17 protein-coding genes are annotated in these 16,116 nt (G+C 57.6%); 8 read left to right on the top strand and 9 right to left on the bottom strand.

The features are described from left to right. Positions 1-55: 55 nt before the first annotated feature. On the bottom strand, positions 56-700 hold the full coding sequence (locus ABJP42_RS14125; RefSeq protein WP_348341415.1) for a hypothetical protein: 645 nt from the start codon (positions 698-700) through the stop codon (positions 56-58). 382 nt (positions 701-1,082) lie between these two features. Further along, positions 1,083-1,400: a hypothetical protein gene (locus tag ABJP42_RS14120; RefSeq protein ID WP_348341414.1), complete on the bottom strand. Its 318-nt coding sequence runs from the start codon at positions 1,398-1,400 to the stop codon at positions 1,083-1,085. A 187-nt stretch (positions 1,401-1,587) separates the two neighbouring features. Between ABJP42_RS14120 and ABJP42_RS14115 the strand changes: the two genes are divergently transcribed. Genes ABJP42_RS14115 through ABJP42_RS14105 form a run of 3 tightly spaced genes read left to right on the top strand, consistent with a single transcriptional unit; the run spans position 1,588 to position 2,853 of the window. Continuing rightward, positions 1,588-2,328: a lysozyme gene (locus tag ABJP42_RS14115; RefSeq protein WP_348341412.1), complete on the top strand. Its 741-nt coding sequence runs from the start codon at positions 1,588-1,590 to the stop codon at positions 2,326-2,328. Continuing rightward, positions 2,325-2,660 (top strand): hypothetical protein, encoded by a 336-nt coding sequence (locus ABJP42_RS14110; protein ID WP_348341410.1) that lies wholly within the window; start codon positions 2,325-2,327, stop codon positions 2,658-2,660. The genes ABJP42_RS14115 and ABJP42_RS14110 overlap by 4 nt, the downstream gene beginning before the upstream one ends. 19 nt (positions 2,661-2,679) lie before the next feature. Next, positions 2,680-2,853 carry a hypothetical protein gene (locus tag ABJP42_RS14105; RefSeq protein ID WP_348341408.1) on the top strand — a complete coding sequence of 58 codons (174 nt, stop codon included), beginning with the start codon at positions 2,680-2,682 and terminating at the stop codon, positions 2,851-2,853. A 1-nt stretch (position 2,854) separates the two neighbouring features. Here ABJP42_RS14105 and ABJP42_RS14100 read toward each other — a convergent pair whose 3' ends face one another. Next, the gene (locus ABJP42_RS14100; RefSeq protein ID WP_348341406.1) at positions 2,855-3,253 is read right to left on the bottom strand and encodes a GFA family protein; all 399 of its coding nucleotides are present in this window, start codon (positions 3,251-3,253) and stop codon (positions 2,855-2,857) included. 184 nt (positions 3,254-3,437) lie between these two features. Between ABJP42_RS14100 and ABJP42_RS14095 the strand changes: the two genes are divergently transcribed. From ABJP42_RS14095 to ABJP42_RS14075, 5 genes are all read left to right on the top strand, one after another. Then, on the top strand, positions 3,438-3,836 hold the full coding sequence (locus ABJP42_RS14095) for a hypothetical protein (RefSeq protein ID WP_348341404.1): 399 nt from the start codon (positions 3,438-3,440) through the stop codon (positions 3,834-3,836). A 126-nt stretch (positions 3,837-3,962) separates the two neighbouring features. Beyond that, the gene (locus ABJP42_RS14090; RefSeq protein ID WP_348341402.1) at positions 3,963-5,576 is read left to right on the top strand and encodes an alpha/beta hydrolase; all 1,614 of its coding nucleotides are present in this window, start codon (positions 3,963-3,965) and stop codon (positions 5,574-5,576) included. 429 nt (positions 5,577-6,005) lie between these two features. Then, a complete protein-coding gene (locus ABJP42_RS14085; protein WP_348341400.1) occupies positions 6,006-7,124 on the top strand; it encodes a porin in 1,119 nt (372 codons plus the stop codon). Between the two features lie 256 nt (positions 7,125-7,380). Next, positions 7,381-8,712: a trigger factor gene (tig, locus tag ABJP42_RS14080; protein WP_348341399.1), complete on the top strand. Its 1,332-nt coding sequence runs from the start codon at positions 7,381-7,383 to the stop codon at positions 8,710-8,712. 202 nt (positions 8,713-8,914) lie between these two features. After that, on the top strand, positions 8,915-11,323 hold the full coding sequence (locus tag ABJP42_RS14075) for a CHASE3 domain-containing protein (protein ID WP_348341397.1): 2,409 nt from the start codon (positions 8,915-8,917) through the stop codon (positions 11,321-11,323). Positions 11,324-11,407: 84 nt separating this feature from the next. Here the strand turns inward: ABJP42_RS14075 and ABJP42_RS14070 are convergent, their stop codons facing one another. The 6 genes from ABJP42_RS14070 to rpsF all read right to left on the bottom strand — a co-directional run bounded on the left by ABJP42_RS14070 (position 11,408) and on the right by rpsF (position 15,839). Next, on the bottom strand, positions 11,408-13,366 hold the full coding sequence (locus ABJP42_RS14070) for a bifunctional 2',3'-cyclic-nucleotide 2'-phosphodiesterase/3'-nucleotidase (RefSeq protein WP_348341395.1): 1,959 nt from the start codon (positions 13,364-13,366) through the stop codon (positions 11,408-11,410). 96 nt (positions 13,367-13,462) lie between these two features. Further along, a complete protein-coding gene (locus tag ABJP42_RS14065; protein ID WP_348341393.1) occupies positions 13,463-13,951 on the bottom strand; it encodes a transglycosylase SLT domain-containing protein in 489 nt (162 codons plus the stop codon). Between the two features lie 143 nt (positions 13,952-14,094). After that, positions 14,095-14,463, bottom strand: a complete 369-nt coding sequence (locus tag ABJP42_RS14060; protein WP_348341391.1) for a hypothetical protein — start codon at positions 14,461-14,463, stop codon at positions 14,095-14,097. 135 nt (positions 14,464-14,598) lie between these two features. Beyond that, on the bottom strand, positions 14,599-15,219 hold the full coding sequence (rplI, locus tag ABJP42_RS14055; protein WP_348341389.1) for a 50S ribosomal protein L9: 621 nt from the start codon (positions 15,217-15,219) through the stop codon (positions 14,599-14,601). Between the two features lie 11 nt (positions 15,220-15,230). Further along, positions 15,231-15,458 carry a 30S ribosomal protein S18 gene (gene rpsR / locus ABJP42_RS14050; protein WP_005982441.1) on the bottom strand — a complete coding sequence of 76 codons (228 nt, stop codon included), beginning with the start codon at positions 15,456-15,458 and terminating at the stop codon, positions 15,231-15,233. A 27-nt stretch (positions 15,459-15,485) separates the two neighbouring features. Next, positions 15,486-15,839 carry a 30S ribosomal protein S6 gene (gene rpsF / locus ABJP42_RS14045; protein WP_348341387.1) on the bottom strand — a complete coding sequence of 118 codons (354 nt, stop codon included), beginning with the start codon at positions 15,837-15,839 and terminating at the stop codon, positions 15,486-15,488. Between the last annotated feature and the right edge of the window lie 277 nt (positions 15,840-16,116).

Genomic DNA, 16,116 nt, shown 5'->3' with positions numbered 1-16,116 from the left:
AGGGGGTTGGTTTTCCCCTGTCTGATAGCGCAGGCTTGCCATTGGGGTAGATGGGCTAGGTGATCGTGGGAAGCAATTCAGCAAAAACCAAGTTGAAATCACGCCCCTGACTGTCTTTGACCGGGGCAATGATACGCCGGTAGCTTTCTGCCTCCTGCGTGCCGTAGACGCTGCCATGGACAGTGACATCCTCGACACTATAGCGGTTGACCTCTTGAACCCGCATATGCGCCAGAAGCGAGGCATCGATAACCGACCTGGGAAACTGGCCGACTTTGTATTCGTATTCGGCCGTGCTGCCGATGCCGATCCAAAGGCTGGCGAGGCTCGTCTGTCCTACCCTTTGTGGCCGCATCAAACCATCTGTCACAGAAACCTGATGAAACAGGTCAACATAGCTGCTGATCGGGCTCTCAAAGTTGATTTTTCCACCATTGCTCCGCAGCCAGTTGAGGATGTCATTGCAGTCCGGAGGTCGACCGTGACGGACCATCTCACTATGGGCCCGCCGCAGTTTCTGGCTGTGCTGTTTGGCCTGTGGCGCATCCATTTGGTTCTGGGGGGCGAGGCCTATCACATCTGACTTTCCTGCGATCAGGGAATCCAGGCTGATCGACAGGGCCAAGCTGAGATTGTGGACGGTTTCAAACGGAATGCTTCGGTTGTTGCGCAGCTGGGCGTGCAGCGTTTTATACGTCACGCCCGCAGCCTCGCAGGCACCGCGCAAGGAGCCAAACCTGGCAATGGCTGCGCGCTCAAGAGTGTCGCCGATTGTAGACATAGCTGCGCTTTCCCCGTGTAGCCCTAGGACTGCGTGTCAACATATGTGGATACATATTCCAACCACGTTGACACAACTAAAGGGTGATGTCTAATTCTTGATCGAACGGTCCAGTTTAATAAGGTCAGCTCTGTAATGCCCAAAACCTCCGCCGCGCAGTTTGCCGTCGCAGCGTATGACGGAAAAGTCATTCCTTTTCCGCTGTTACCACCGGAAGGAAAAGAAAAGGCCGCCCAGCGTGATCTGGAGCATCTGTTTGATGTCTGGAAATCACTCCCTGTAGAAGCGCAGAAACTGGCCCTTACTGAGGTTCTTCGTCTTGCCAGCGTTGCAAAACGCAAAGGGCCGCCTGTTTGCCTTCTTGATCCAGTGACTGAATAGCCTCCAGGAACTGAGCATCAGCCGCAGTAAAGGCGTGGCCGGTTATCACATAAGAGGGTGCATCCGGACCAAGCACCTTGAGGAGCTGCGATAGGGTGCTCAGCTTTGCCGGGATCTGACGTTGCACCAAGAGGCTCACATAGCTCGGTTCATATCCAGCTGCCAGGCTGAGCTCATTGTTGCTGCGCCCGTCCCGCGTGATCAGTTCTTCCAGTCTGGAAAGCCATTCTTCTTGCATGAGCTCCTTTTAACACGCTGCTGAGGACCGGAACTAGTCGTAATTCGGGTGCAAGTTCTTCGGCTCAGGCTTTTTGGCTCGAATGCGGGCCTGGCTGCGGCTTAGGCGTACGCCCGGCCAATCCTTTTTCAAATCTTCCAGTGCAGAGTTTCTGTCCGCAGATGGGGCCATGACCTGGAGATCTGAGATGAAACTCGTGTCCAATTGGAAATCGGTCTTGAAGGGGGCTGCGAGCATTTGGTTTTTTCTCGCCAGCCTGCTGGCCATGCTTGGCTTTTTCTTTTCGCTTGCCTCCCCCTTTATGCTTGGCTGGTCGCCGCTTTGGTTTGCTGGTGTTTCAGCGTTGTTCCAGGTGCTGGCGATCCCCGCCCGGCTGGTCATGCAACACAGCCTGACTGAGGTCGACCTGTCAGTTCTCAGCCGGTTTCGCCAGGACCAAAGCGGCGCTCTGCGCAAAGGCTCCATCGGTTTGATTGCTGGCAGCGGCCTGGCGCTATCAACAGCCATCGCCTTTGTTGGTGGCTGGGAAGGTCTGCGCCAAGAGGCCTATCAGGACGTGGTCGGGGTCTGGACCGTGTGCTACGGCGAAACCAAGGGGGTGCGCCCCGGAGATCGCTACAGCAAGGCAGATTGTGATGAGATGTTGGCGGAAGAGATTGCCGCCTATGAGGCGGCGCTGGACCAGTGCCTGACCGCTGAGGTGCCTTTGGGGATGAAGATTGCGCTGGTGTCCTGGACCTATAATGTTGGCGCCGGCGCGGCCTGCCAATCGACCCTGGTGCGGCGTGCCAATGCCGGAGACCTCAGCGGGGCCTGTGACGAGCTTAAGCGCTGGAACCGGGCAGGGGGGCGTATCTGGCGTGGGCTGACCCGGCGCCGTTTTTCGGAAATGCAGATGTGCCACGCTGCTTTGCAGGCAATGGAATGAGCCTGATCCTGGCACTGCGCAGGCTCCCAGCCCTTGCCCTGGCCGCAGGGGGAGCGCTGGCGCTGTGGTGGCTGCTGGATCTGATCACGGATCGTCAGCAGCTGCGGCGGGCCTTGGCAACGCAGCAGCTACAATTGCGAACCGCCGAACAACGGCTACAGCAGGCCGCGCAGGCCGCCCGTATTCACCGGGCGCATTTGGCCCGCGCCGCTGAGGAGGCACGCCACGGGGCTCAGCTGTCCCATGAGTTAGACCAGTTGGAGGGCCGCGATGCGCCTTTATCTCCTGTGCTGCGCCACACTGCTGAGCGCCTGTTCGGCACCACCCCCTGAGCAGATCTTTGTGCAACCCATGGTTCCTGCCGACTTGCTGTTGCCCTGTCCCGGCTACAGCGGCGCGGTGCCGCGCAGTGAGGGGCAAATCTCTGACGCCTTGCTGGCAGAATGGCGGGGGCGTAGATGTGCCAACGCCAAACTTGCTACCCTGGCACAGATTCTGAACCCGGCCGAGGCGCCGGAGGTCTAACTCAACTTGTCTCAGGGTGTCCCTGCGATTGCGGCGCCTGATCACAGATCTCATACCAATGCGGTTTTTCACTGGTAAACTCGTGAAACTGGTTCTGCAGATCAAACGCAGTATCCAGCGCGTTGGCGGCAATGGGAAAACTGTCCTCCTGCGACAGAATTTCGCCCAAAGATGAACCGCAGGTTCGGCAAAAACAGCGCCCGTATTTGTAGGGGGCGTCAGGCTGGTAGAGTGCGACATTCTCCCGGCCCGTGATCCATTTGAGATCCGCCTTTTTGACAAAGACGATGGCGCTGGCACCAAGTTTACGACAGCGAGAGCAATGACAGGTGCCCAGCATCTCGGGTTTTGCGAGCAGCTCAAATTGAACGGCCCCACAGCAACAGCTTCCAGAAATCATCGGTGGTTTTCTTTCCATATTTGAAATGAGATATCGAAGGAACAATAGGGGAACATTCTGGGCGGTGCAAGCCAAACTGAGGCGGCCATGCCGGGCCGCCTTCGCACGGTTTGCGCCAGTTTCATACTGTTCTGACGGCACAGACTATGCCAGTCTCGCAGCATTGAAACACGAGGAGTTCCCCATGAAGCCTTTTTTCCTGGCTGCGGCCATTGCATTTCTTGGCCCGCATGTGATGGCCGACGAGGTTTGGGACAGCGATATGGGCCCGATCATCTATCAGGCCGAAGAGGGCGGGGCGGCGATTTTTTCCTTTACCAATGTCGATGCCTATCCGGCGACGCTGATTATTCCGGGATTGGCGGGGAACTATGACAATCGCAGCAGCCATGATGCCTTTTGGATTGGCCAAGGCAGTGGTGATTGTGATGCCTTCATGTCGCGCCACAATGTGCAGGAAAGCAGCCAATGGGGACATGCAAAGGTCATTTTTGACAAACCCTCCTTTCCGACCTCTATGACGGTGGTGCTGGGGTTCTGTCTGGAGCAACCTAACGTCGTGCTGCGCGGCAAAATCCGCTAGTAGCCCGGTGAGAGGTGCGGAAAAGAGGCTTTCGGCACCGATGGCCTCGTTCAGATGTCCCGGTGGTGAGGCGTGATGTTAGAAACACTCAGAAGTTTCCCCTGGTGGCGCCCGTCACTGGCTGGGATGTTCCTTGGTACGCTGTTTTGCGTCGCCACCTTCTGGCCCTCGCTGGTGCCACGCCCCTGGGCGTTTCAGGGTGTTTTATCCGGAGTGCTCTTTGCCCTGGGCTATGGCATCGGGGTGATGCTGATCTGGCTTTGGAACTATCTGGAGTTGCCGCTGATCCCAGGCCGCTGGCGGGGCGGGATGGGACTGGTTCTGCTGAGCTCGGCCGCGGCATTTGTGATCTATGTGTTTTGGAATGCGGCGCATTGGCAAAATGTGACACGTCGGCTGATGCAGATGCCCGAGGTGGAAGAAAGCTATTACTTGCAGATCTCTGCCATCGGGTTTTTGACGGCACTTGTGTTGCTCTTACTGGCTAACTTGTTGCTGATGGCCCTGCACTGGGCAGCGCGGCTGCCGCGTTACTATGTGCACAGGCGCATTGCCTCCGTTGTTGGAGCCTTCGTCTTTTTGACACTGTTGCTGGTCACTGCCAATGACACATTGGTCAAGGGTACAATCTCAGCCATCGATGCGGCTCAGGCCAGCATTGATATCTCTGATCCGCCCGGTGCCAGGCCCCCGACAGAAGCGATGCGATCGGGCAGCGCCCAGTCACTGATCGCCTGGGATCGGCTGGGGCAGGCGGGTAAGCAATTTGTGCATCAGGGACCGCGGCGGCCAGATATCGAAGCCTTTACCGGAACAACGGCGCAAGAGCCGATACGGGTCTTTGTTGGCCTGCGTTCGGCCAGTGACGCCCGGCAAAGGGCTGAGCTGGCCCTGCGGGAATTGCAGCGCACCGATGCGTTCTCTCGTAAACTGCTGGTCATCGCCACGCCCACCGGCACCGGCTGGTTGCAAAACGGCGCGATTGCACCGCTGGAGTATATGCATGACGGGGATGTCGCCACAGTAGGGGTACAATACTCCTATCTGCCCAGCCCGCAGTCGCTGATCCTGCAGCCGGGGCTGGCGCAAGAGTCAGCCACAGTGGTCTTTGATGTGATCTATAATTACTGGCGCTCCCTCCCTGCCGAGGAGCGCCCACGGCTCTACCTTTTTGGTCTCAGCCTTGGCTCACTGGGGTCTGAAACCTCGGTGCCACTCTATGCCTATGTCAGCGATCCGTTTCATGGCGCGCTTTGGGCGGGGCCGACCTTCCGCAACCCGCTGTGGAAACGGGTGCAGCGCAACCGCAATCCGGATACCCCGGCCTGGCAGCCCGGGTTTGAAAACGGTGAACTGTTCCGGGTCTTCGGTCCTGCAGTTACGACCTCTGAGGAGGAACAGGTCCAGACGGCCGGCTGGAGCCCCATTCGCACGGTGTTTTTGGTCTACCCTTCGGATCCGATTGTCTTCTTTGAAGAGAACATGTGGTCGCGCGAACCGGATTGGATGCGCCCGGGGCGCGGCGCGGATGTCTCCCCGGATTTCACCTGGGTCCCGCTGGTCTCCTTCTTTCAGGTTGCCCTTGATATGCTGTCGGCAACGCGGGTTCCACCGGGGCACGGCCATAACTACGCGGTGCGCGACTACACAGCGGCCTGGGTCGCTGTCACCGCCCGCGAAGGCTGGACCAGCCAGGATACTGCCAGGCTGCGGCTTTTGGTTGCCGACGAAGACTGGTAAGCGGAGTGCCTCTGGGATGGTCGCAGGGTTGTAGAATACCCTTCGTGGAAGTGCCCCAGGAGCAGGCGTTCGGATCAGACGGCACCTTGTCAAAAACGCGAGTTTGACGAATCTTTTTTGGGAAAGAAGCCAAAATTGAGTGGAAAATTTTTTGTGATAGGGTCGAGAGTTTCGCAGGGCGCATTGCTGGTTTGATCTGAGCGCAGGCGCTACGTGAAGTGGATCACTCAACTGTGTAACGAGTTCACCAATTCGTGTCGGATTTTCGCCGCTACGAGCAAAAAAACGCGCATCTTTTTGCAGTGTCTGTCAAATTGTTTTTCAAGACTGCGCCTGAATTTTTCTGACCCCTATACATGTGGTGAGGTGCGGATCCCTGGGATGGGGGGAGGTCGGGCCACATAAGTACAATCAGGAGACTCTAGATCCATGAGCACCAAACTCGTATTGCGCAGCAGCGCGGCAGTAGCTGCCGCCTTGCTGGCGGCGCCAGCATTTGCGGGCCCCACCTACACCAATGATAACGGCGGCAGCTTCCGCTGGTATGGTCAGTTCAACCCATCCTTCCAGAATTTCGACGATGGCGTCGAGGACTATAATCGCCTGGTCGACAACTCCTCGTCGAATTCGCGGATCGGCTTCTGGCTCGAGCAGTCCTTTGGCGAAAACACGCTGAAGTTCCACTTCGAAACAGCATTTGGTCTGCGTGCGTCTGATGGCGTCAATCAGGCCACCACCGGGGACTCCCTGAGCTGGAGCCGGACAAACATCCGTCATGTGGACTTCCAATTCGAGACCGCCAGCTATGGTACCTTCTCGGCGGGGCAAGGCTCTATGGCTTCTGACGGCATCACCGGTGCTGACTTCTCAGGCACAGGCCTGGGGGCAGGGGTGTCTGTTGCCGATATCGGCGGCGGCTATGCCTTCCGCACCTCCGCTGGTGCGGTGAGCGGCGTTACCATTGGCGACGCCTTCACTGATCTGGACGGCAGCCGTCTTGGTCGTGTGCGCTATGACAGCAAGAACTTTGGCGGCTTTGTTTTCTCGGCTTCTTACGGGACCGACATTCTGGCCACCAACAACGATCGTGAGACCTACGACGTTGCCGTTCGTTACAGCAATGACGATCTGGGCGCCTTTGCTCTGGACACCGGCATCGCTGCGGCCTGGACCGAGCAGACTGGTCAACAGGACCGTCGCGACATTTCTGGCTCGTTGTCATTGTTGCACAAGGACACAGGTGTTTCGATGACCCTGGCTGCAGGAGATCGCGATATCTCTGGCAACTATGCCTATGCGAAACTGGGCTATTCTGCGGATCTGCTTGCGGTAGGGAAAACCTCTTTCTCGGTCGACTACTATGACGGTTCTGACCTGGTGACCAATGGCGACTCCTCAGAGTCCTGGGGCATCGCAGCGGTACAAAAGATCGACCGCTTCAACCTTGAAACCTACATCGCCTACCGTGACTATTCCTACTCGGACACCACTGCGACCACCTACCAGGATTCCAACGTGATCTTGGCCGGCGCCCGCTGGAAGTTCTAAGGGCAGTCTTGCCCTGACAGGTTGCCAAACAACGGCCGCCGAAAGCAGGCTGCAAAAATTTGGCTACCAAAAACTGACACGCCCCCGTTTTGGGGGCGTGTTTTTGTTTCTGCCGCAAAACTTCCTAACGAATTGTCGCTTTGAGGTGCCGAAAGGGGCAAAGCCTCTTGCACCGCGAGGCCAGTAACAATAGAAGGCCTCAAATTGTCTGGGGGCGGTGCCTGCGCGCGCGCCCCGAATCTCTATGGGGTAAAACATGCAGGTCACCGAGACGCTGAACGAAGGTCTGAAACGCGGCTACGCCATCACGGTCACGGCTGCCGAACTGGACGCCAAGGTCAACGAAAAGCTGGTTGAAGCGCAGCCAGAAATCGAAATGAAAGGCTTCCGCAAAGGCAAAGTGCCTATGGCGATGCTGAAAAAGCAGTTTGGCCAGCGCATGGTTGGCGAAGCGATGCAGGAAACCATCGATGGCGCCATGAATGATCACTTTGAAAAAAGTGGTGATCGCCCAGCGATGCAGCCTGACGTCAAGATGACCAACGAAGACTGGAAAGAAGGCGACGACGTTGAGGTCAACATGACTTACGAAGCGCTGCCCGAAATTCCCGAGGTCGACCTCTCTGGTGTGACCCTCGAGAAGCTGGTTGTGAAGGCCGAAGACGAGGCTGTCACCGAAGCGCTGGAAAACCTGGCCGAGAACGCTCAGGAATTTGAAGCTGCTGCTGACGGTGCCGCCTCCGAAAACGGCAATCAGGTTGTAATCGACTTCCTGGGCAAAGTTGACGGCGAAGCCTTTGATGGCGGCGCTGCTGACGATTACCCCCTGGTTCTGGGTTCCAACTCCTTCATCCCCGGCTTCGAAGAGCAGCTGGTTGGCGTGAAGGCGGGCGACGAAAAAGACGTCACCGTGACCTTCCCTGAAGAGTATCAGGCCGAGCACCTGGCCGGCAAAGAAGCCGTGTTCTCTTGCACCATCAAAGAGGTCAAAACAGCCAAGGCTGCTGAGATCAACGACGAGATGGCCAAGAAGTTCGGCGCCGAAGACCTAGATGGTCTGAAGGGTCAGATCCGCGAGCGCCTCGAGTCCGAATATGCCGGTGCTGCCCGTGCGGTGATGAAGCGCGCCACTCTGGACAAACTGGACGAGCTGGTTTCCTTTGAACTGCCGCCCTCGCTGGTCGAAGCCGAAGCCAAGCAGATCGCGCATCAGCTGTGGCACGAGGATAACCCAGAAGTCGAAGGTCACGACCACCCTGAGATTGAGACCACCGAAGAGCACACTCAGCTCGCCGAGCGTCGCGTGCGCCTCGGCCTGCTGCTGGCAGAGCTGGGCCAAAAAGCCGAAGTTGAAGTCACCGATGCTGAGATGACCCAGGCGATCATGGCGCAGGCGCGTCAGTATCCTGGCCAGGAACGTCAGTTCTTTGAGTTCATCCAGCAGAACGCCCAGATGCAGCAGCAGCTGCGGGCGCCTTTGTTCGAAGACAAGGTCATTGACCACCTGTTCGATCAAGCGACAGTTGCGGAAAAAGAAGTCTCCAAAGACGATCTGCAGAAGGCCGTGGAAGCGCTCGAAGAAGAATAAGAGCTTTTCAAATATACTTTTTAAAGGTCGCCTTTGGGCGGCCTTTTTTGTTTATGCGCAGGGAAAAATTAGGAAATTTAACCGGTAGTTGAAGGTGAAGAGATCAAATTGATCCGCACCTGTCCGTAAAACGCACGCTAATAACGCTATCGTAACGGTTGTGTCTCATCTTGAGATCAAGAGTTTCGTAGAGGATGCTGTTATGACCGGTAAATCTGAGTACAAGAAGAAGCGTTTTTCACTAAGTAATCTGAAGACACGAACCAAAGTTATTTCAGCGGCGGTGTGTCCTCTGCTGTTGGTCGCAGGCGTCGGCGTTCTGGCCGTGGTCGACTTGCAAAAGATGGAAGAGACCTCTCACAAGGTCGAACACACCCAGCATGTTCTGGACGAGGTTGCTCTTCTGACCGCCTCTGCGCTGGAGATGGAGGCGAGCCTGCGTGGCTACCTGCTGGCTGGTCAGGATCAATACCTTGAACCCTATGAACACGGGGCAACAGAAACCTATGCTGCCTTTGCCGAGCTGCGATCCACTGTAAGCGATCAGCCACTGATGCTGGAGCGATTGACCGAGGCAGAGGAGACGCTGCGCGCTTGGGAGAGCGATGTGTTAGAACAGGCTGTTGCCATGCGCCGCGCAATTGGTGACGCGATGAACATGAATGACATGGCGGATGCGGTCAAAGGGGCTAAGGCCAAAGAGTATTTTGAGGCCTTCCAGAAGGAAATCAATCAGTTCATCGAGGAAGAAGAAGTGCTTTTGGCGGATCGCCGTCAGGTCTTTACCACCTTGGTCAAAACCGGCATCGCCAACCCGGACTACATGAACAGCTCCTTGGCGGCCGTGGAAAAAGCGCATTCCGTCATTAGCGCTGCCAAGGATCTATTGGCCGTCTCTCTTGATATGGAAGCTGGGATGCGGGGGTTCCTGCTGACGGCGGATCCCGCCTTTTTGGAGATCTACGAAAAAGATATCGTCAAGTTTGACGTTTTGGTTACTGGCTTGCTGGAATTGACCATCGAGAGCCTGAGCCAGGAAATTCGTATCACCAAAATGGCCAAGATCATCACCGATTGGCGCGAGCAGGCAGTAGAACCTCTGCTGGAACTGCGCCGCGAAATCGGCGATGCCAGGACCATGGATGATATGGCAGATTTTGTGCGCGAAGGCCGTGGCGCCGCCTATTTCAGCAAGTTTTCAGAGATCATGGCCTCCTTTAAAGCCGAGGAAATGGTCCTGATGGAGGAGCGCAAAGCGGACAACAAGGCCATCACAACGATGACCCAGAATATTATTCCTGCCGCGATTGGCCTGGCGATCATCCTTGGTGGGGCAATGGCCCTGATGGTGGGAACCAGCCTGTCCCGTGCCATCAACCGGATCACCACCTCCATGAAAGGGCTGGCCAAGGGGGACAATACGGTTGAAATCCTGGGGCAGACTCGTGGCGATGAAGTTGGTGATATGGCCCGCTCGCTCGAAGTGTTCCGCGATGCCTTGGTCAAGATGCAGGAACTGGAACAGAAAAAGGCCGAGGGGCGTGATGCAGAATTGAACCGGGTGGTTGAGGAGTTGAGCCAAAAACTGTCGCAGCTGTCCGATGGCAATCTGGAAGTGCAGATCCAAGAGCAGTTCCCCGAAGACTATGAGAAACTGCGCAGTGATTTCAACAACACGGTCAGCACGCTGAATTCCATTGTGGGCCAGGTGATGGATACCTCGGGCAGTATTGGCAATGGTGCTGTTGAAATCAGCCAGGCCTCGCAGGATCTGTCCAACCGGACCGAAAGCCAGGCGGCAACACTGGAAGAAACCGCCGCAGCCCTGGATGAGCTGACCGCCTCGGTGAAATCAGCGGCAGAGGGCGCTAAGGCGGTTGAGGCCACCATGGAAGAGGCCCGTGTTGAGGCCGAAAACAGCGATCAGGTTGTGCAAAACGCGGTGGCGGCGATGACCGAGATCGAAAAGTCCTCGGAGAGCATTTCTCAGATCATCTCAGTGATCGATGACATCTCTTTCCAGACCAACCTTTTGGCGCTGAATGCCGGTGTTGAAGCGGCCCGTGCCGGTGAGGCAGGACGCGGCTTTGCGGTGGTGGCCAGCGAAGTGCGGGCTCTGGCGCAGCGTTCCTCAAGTGCGGCGATGGAAATCAAGACCCTGATTGATGACAGCAGCAAACAGGTTGATCGCGGTGTTGATCTGGTGGGACAGGCGGGCGGTGCCCTGCAAAACATCGTTTCCCAGGTCAGCCAGATCTCCAAACAGGTCTCCGGCATTGCCGAAGGTGCAGTGGAGCAGTCCACAGGTCTGCACGAGATCAACACTGGCATGTCGCAGCTTGATCAGGTGACCCAGCAGAATGCTGCCATGGTCGAAGAGGCCACAGCTGCGAGCATGTTGCTGAAAACCGATGCAGGCAAACTGACAGAGCTGATGGGCAACTTTGAGATCTCAGGTCAACAATCCACTGCCGTGGCGGCCAATGAGGTCCAGGCCCCGAGTGCGCATGGTTCTAGCGATGATTTGGGCGAAGGCTGGGATGAGGCGCTGGAAGGCGGCGTGCCACTGGCCGCCACCGGCACCGACGGCCAGAACTGGGAAGACTTCTAGGACCGAATTGATGTGACAAAAAGGAAAAGGCCCGGAGATGATCCGGGCCTATCTTGTCTGAACATCAGGGTTTTGAAGCGCCTCTTAGAGGTCGATCCGGAAGCGGGCAAACCCGTCTGGGCCTTCGCCGGCCGGGGTAATGCTGACGCCTTCGACATCCTCGGCATAGTCACTGGCCTTGGGGCCGGTATCAAACAGAACGCTGGTGTCTGGCAGCGGCGCAAAGCTCCAATTGGCATCGGCGCGGGGGCTGATGGTGCCTTTTTCTACAATGTAGCGCACGATGACATCGCGGTTGGTGTCAGGCCCTTCAAAGACAATGCTGTCGCCCTTGGCGCCTGGGAAATCGCCGCCGCCCGAGGCGCGATAGTTGTTAGTGGCAATGATGAATTTGGCCTCCGGGTCGATCGGCGCTCCGTTGTACTCCAGGTTGACGATACGATTGGCCTCCGGGTTCTCCAGCGCGCCCTTAGCGCTGAATTTGGAGGGCTGGCTCAGGTCGATCTGGTAGCTGACCCCATCCATCACATCAAAATTGTAGCTGGGGAAGGCCGGGTTCAGCAGCAGCTGATCCGCCTTGCCGGGATCAACCTGGTTAAAGATGCCGGCAGAGCGCTCCAGCCAGTCCTTGACCTCGGCCCCGGTGACCAGAACCGCACGGGCGGTATTGGGGTAGAGGTAGAGATCCGAGACATTCTTGATTGCCACATCGCCCTTGGGCACATCGGTGAAATATTCCGGACCGCCACGACCGCCTGCCTTGAAGGGGGCCGCTGCCGAGAGGATCGGCAGGCCTTCGTACTCGGTGCCTTTGAGCATCTGGGCGATATACCAGCTCTGCGCAATCGAGACGATCTGCACCGAGGGGTCATCCGCCACCAGGGCAAAATAGCTGTGCAGCGGCGCATCGGTCTTACCCACCGCCCGGCGCACATAGGCCAGGGTTTCCTCGTGCTGTTGTGCCACCGAGGCAAGCACCTTGTCGTCGCTCTCCACCAGCGCGGTGATAGAGCGATCCTCGTTGCGTTTGGAGATGGGCCGGGCCTCTGAGGCATGGCCAACCACTCGCCAACCGCCCGCGTCACGTTCCAGCATCAGATCAATCAGGCCGAGGTGGCTACCCCAGTAGCCGCCCATGGTCGCCGGTTTGCCCAGCAGGGTGCCTTTGGCCACGTCGATGCCATCAAGCCCGTCATATTTGGACGAGGGGAACACCAGGTGGCTGTGGCCGGTCATGATGGCGTCAATGCCCTCCACCCCAGCCAGAACCAGCGAGGCATTCTCCATGCCGTCATGCTCCTGCGCTTCGCCAATGCCGGAATGGGACAGCGCGATGATGATATCGGCGCCTTTCTCTTTCATCTCGGGCACATAGGCGCGGGCGCATTGCAGAATATCGCGGGCCTGCACATTGCCTTCTAGATGGCGGCGATCCCAGTTCATCACCTGCGGCGGCACAAAGCCGATAAGTCCGATCTTGATAGCGTGTTTCTGTCCGGCACCGTCCACCAGTTCGCGCTCCATCAGCACATAGGGCGGCAGCAGGGTCTTGTCGTCACGCGGGGCGGCACCTGCCTCTTTGGCAATATTGGCGCAGACTACCGGGAAATCGGCGCCGGCCAGGGATTTCATCAGGAAATCAAGGCCGTAGTTGAACTCATGATTGCCCAGGGTCGAGGCATCAAAACCCACGGCATTCATCGCTGAAATCACCGGATGCAGATCGCCCTCACGCATGCCGCGCTCATAGGCGATGTAGTCCCCCATCGGGTTGCCCTGCAGGAAATCGCCATTGTCCAGCAAGAGCGCATTGGTGGCCTCTGCCCGGATTTCATTCACGATCGAGGCAGTGCGGGCGAGGCCAACCGTGTCGCGGGGTTTGTCGGCGTAATAGTCGTAGGGAAAGACATGCACATGCAGGTCGGTGGTTTCCATCAGCCGCAGATGCACCTGGTTAGAGGCGGCCTGCAGGGAAAAGGGGTGCAAAGCAATGAGGCCAGCGCTGCCAGCAAGAAAGGACCGGCGGTTGAGGGTGATCGGCATGTTGTTACTCCCAGTATCAATTGCTGCGTAATTATCCGGTAACGATAACAGCTAAATGACAGGAAGCGGAAGAAATTGCCGCAAAGCCGGGGCGAACTAGTTCACCAGCCCGGTTTCTTTCAGCATGCGGCGGCGCTTGGCCTCGTGCCAGTAACCACGGGAATAGTGTTTCACTGCCATGTCAAAGCTGCCATCAGACAGCAGCCAGGCTCCGCGCAGGTATTTGACCGCAAACTCTAGATTGGTATCGGCATCCAGCAGATCCTGCGGCGTGCCGGTGAAGCCCATGGAGCGGGCGGTGGCAGGCAGGATCTGCAACAGCCCATAATAGGGGCGGTTGACGGCCCAGGGGCGATGGGTGCTTTCGCGCACCGCCAGACGATGCACCAGCGCACGCGGCACCTCGTAGTGATCGGCCCAGTGGTTGATGCTTTGGCGCAGTTCGGGTGTTTCATTGGGGTAGAGCGGCACCTCCAGTTCAACCGTCGGCCCGCCGCCGACAACGTCGCTGCAGGCGGTTGTCGCGAGGGCTGGCAGCAGGCAGACCAGCAGGGTCAGGGCCCTGAAATCAGGGGAAAAGGCCATGTGGTTGGGTGCTCCATGCAGTTGACCGGGTCCTGAGTAGCGGCATGCACCCAAAGCCGGAGCCTAAGCATTGTCAATTCTAAGTGTAAAGGAAAGCAGCCGGCCAGGCGATCGGCGGATCCTTTCCCATTCTTTCAGGCGAGCTAGCCGATCACGGGATGGCCGCGCTGTTGCATGCATTGCACCAGATAGTTGCGTTGCGCCTGTTTGACTTCGATGTCGCCAACCGCTGCGCCAACTGCGGCGCCAATCAGGGCTCCGGCCAGGGCTTTGTCACCGCTCTCGGTGGCTCCGACGATGGCGCCGCCAGCGCCGCCAATGGCCGCCGTTTTGCCGATATGGCCCTGACCAATGCGGCTGGCTTCTGCCCGGCACTGGGCTTCGTCATTTGCGAAACTCTCACCCGCGACGCCGCTGACCTGCAGGGGGGCGTCCAGGGGGACGGTTTCGCAAGCCGCAACTGTCATCAAAAGAAACCCGCAGGCGACACCCGTCAGAATTCTAACACTCATTAAATCTGCTCCTTTGAAACACATAGGCGAATTAGTGACAGGATAGGGCGTGCCGGACTACAGAGCCAGCCCCAGAACAAAAAAAGGCCACTCCCTGCGGAGTGGCCTTTTCGATGTCCTGTCTGATCAGAGAGATCAGGCAGTTGGCTCTTCTTCGGTTGCGGCGGCGGGGGCGTCGCCCTCGTCGTCGTCATCCGATGCGGCTGCGCCGAGATCGTCGAACAGCTCGGCGATTTCGAATTCAGCAGCGGCTTCCTCTTCGGCAGCGAGCTCCTGGATCGATTTGCCAGAGGCCTGCAGCTCAGCTTCTTCTTCAGAACGGGCGACGTTCATCTTGATCTGAGCTTCGACTTCGGGGTGCAGTTTGACAACAACAGTGTGCAGGCCGAGGTCTTTGATCGGATCGATCAGGACAACCTGCTTTTTGTCGACCGAGAAACCGGCTTCGGTGGCAGCTTCGGCGGCGTCACGCGGGGTAACGGAACCGTAGAGCGCACCTGCGTCCGAGGCGGAGCGAATCACGATGAACTGCTGACCGTCCAGCTTTTCAGCCAGAGCAGAGGCTTCTGCTTTGGTTTCCAGATTGCGTGCTTCCAGCTGCGCTTTCTGGGCTTCAAAGGCTGCCAGGTTGGCTTCCGATGCGACCTTGGCTTTCGCCTGGGGCAGCAGGAAGTTGCGGGCAAAACCGGGTTTGACGTCTACGACGTCACCCATCTGGCCCAGCTTGGCAACACGTTCAAGAAGGATAACTTGCATGTCAGGTCTCCTTACTTAACAGCGTAGGGCAGCAGGGCGAGGAAGCGGGCGCGCTTGATCGCACGGGCCAGTTCACGCTGCTTCTTTGCCGAAACGGCGGTGATGCGCGAAGGTACGATCTTGCCACGCTCAGAGATGTAGCGCTGCAGCAGACGAGTGTCTTTGTAATCGATCTTTGGCGCGTTGTCGCCCGAGAAGGGGCAGACTTTACGACGGCGGAAAAATGGTTTTGCGGCCATGGTTTAGCGTCCTTTTCTCAAGCTAGATCAGCGGCGCTCGCGACGGGTGTCGCGTTCGTCACGTTTCTGCATCTGGACCGAAGGTCCTTCGGCGTGCTCGTCGACCTTGATGGTCAGAACGCGCATCACGTCGTCATGCAGGCGCATCAGGCGTTCCATTTCCTGAACAGCCGCTGCAGGTGCATCGGTGCGCAGGAAGGCATAGTGGCCCTTGCGGTTCTTGTTGATCTTATAGGCCATCGTTTTGACGCCCCAGTATTCACTGTCAACGAGCTTACCTTCGTTGTCAGCCAATACGGCACCAAAATGTTCGATGAGACCTTCGGCTTGCGAGTTGGACAGATCCTGACGCGCAATCATAACATGCTCATAGAGGGGCATGCGAACTCCAGTTTGTTTCAAGGCGCATTTCATAGACCGGGCGGTTGACCCTTCCGCTGCCCTGTCACGAGAGGCTGCGCGGAACGAATGTGTCGCGGAAGGAAGGCTCCATATAGCGGCTCTGGCGCAAAGAGCAAGGCAAAAGGCGGTCTCTTGCCAGGGAAACCAGTGGCTGCGGGCAGCGGGTTTTGTGGAGGATTTGGGAGAAACTTGTCCACATTCAACAATTTTGCCCGCGCTGCCCCATTGTTGCCGTATTCTTGGCGTTAATCATGGT

It is taken from the genome of Pseudophaeobacter sp. (genome assembly GCF_039971195.1).
In the GTDB taxonomy this organism is placed as follows: domain Bacteria; phylum Pseudomonadota; class Alphaproteobacteria; order Rhodobacterales; family Rhodobacteraceae; genus Pseudophaeobacter.
This window is presented reverse-complemented; position numbering and strand designations above follow the sequence as displayed.

Bases quoted from the DNA above. Each gene is read 5' to 3' on its own strand.
- ABJP42_RS14120 (WP_348341414.1), bottom strand. From the start codon at position 1,400: ATGCAAGAAGAATGGCTTTCCAGACTGGAAGAACTGATCACGCGGGAC.
- ABJP42_RS14115 (WP_348341412.1), top strand. From the start codon at position 1,588: ATGAAACTCGTGTCCAATTGGAAATCGGTCTTGAAGGGGGCTGCGAGC.
- ABJP42_RS14110 (WP_348341410.1), top strand. From the start codon at position 2,325: ATGAGCCTGATCCTGGCACTGCGCAGGCTCCCAGCCCTTGCCCTGGCC.
- ABJP42_RS14105 (WP_348341408.1), top strand. From the start codon at position 2,680: ATGGTTCCTGCCGACTTGCTGTTGCCCTGTCCCGGCTACAGCGGCGCG.
- ABJP42_RS14100 (WP_348341406.1), bottom strand. From the start codon at position 3,253: ATGATTTCTGGAAGCTGTTGCTGTGGGGCCGTTCAATTTGAGCTGCTC.
- ABJP42_RS14095 (WP_348341404.1), top strand. From the start codon at position 3,438: ATGAAGCCTTTTTTCCTGGCTGCGGCCATTGCATTTCTTGGCCCGCAT.
- ABJP42_RS14090 (WP_348341402.1), top strand. From the start codon at position 3,963: ATGTTCCTTGGTACGCTGTTTTGCGTCGCCACCTTCTGGCCCTCGCTG.
- ABJP42_RS14085 (WP_348341400.1), top strand. From the start codon at position 6,006: ATGAGCACCAAACTCGTATTGCGCAGCAGCGCGGCAGTAGCTGCCGCC.
- tig (WP_348341399.1), top strand. From the start codon at position 7,381: ATGCAGGTCACCGAGACGCTGAACGAAGGTCTGAAACGCGGCTACGCC.
- ABJP42_RS14075 (WP_348341397.1), top strand. From the start codon at position 8,915: ATGACCGGTAAATCTGAGTACAAGAAGAAGCGTTTTTCACTAAGTAAT.
- ABJP42_RS14070 (WP_348341395.1), bottom strand. From the start codon at position 13,366: ATGCCGATCACCCTCAACCGCCGGTCCTTTCTTGCTGGCAGCGCTGGC.
- ABJP42_RS14065 (WP_348341393.1), bottom strand. From the start codon at position 13,951: ATGGCCTTTTCCCCTGATTTCAGGGCCCTGACCCTGCTGGTCTGCCTG.
- ABJP42_RS14060 (WP_348341391.1), bottom strand. From the start codon at position 14,463: ATGAGTGTTAGAATTCTGACGGGTGTCGCCTGCGGGTTTCTTTTGATG.
- rplI (WP_348341389.1), bottom strand. From the start codon at position 15,219: ATGCAAGTTATCCTTCTTGAACGTGTTGCCAAGCTGGGCCAGATGGGT.
- rpsR (WP_005982441.1), bottom strand. From the start codon at position 15,458: ATGGCCGCAAAACCATTTTTCCGCCGTCGTAAAGTCTGCCCCTTCTCG.
- rpsF (WP_348341387.1), bottom strand. From the start codon at position 15,839: ATGCCCCTCTATGAGCATGTTATGATTGCGCGTCAGGATCTGTCCAAC.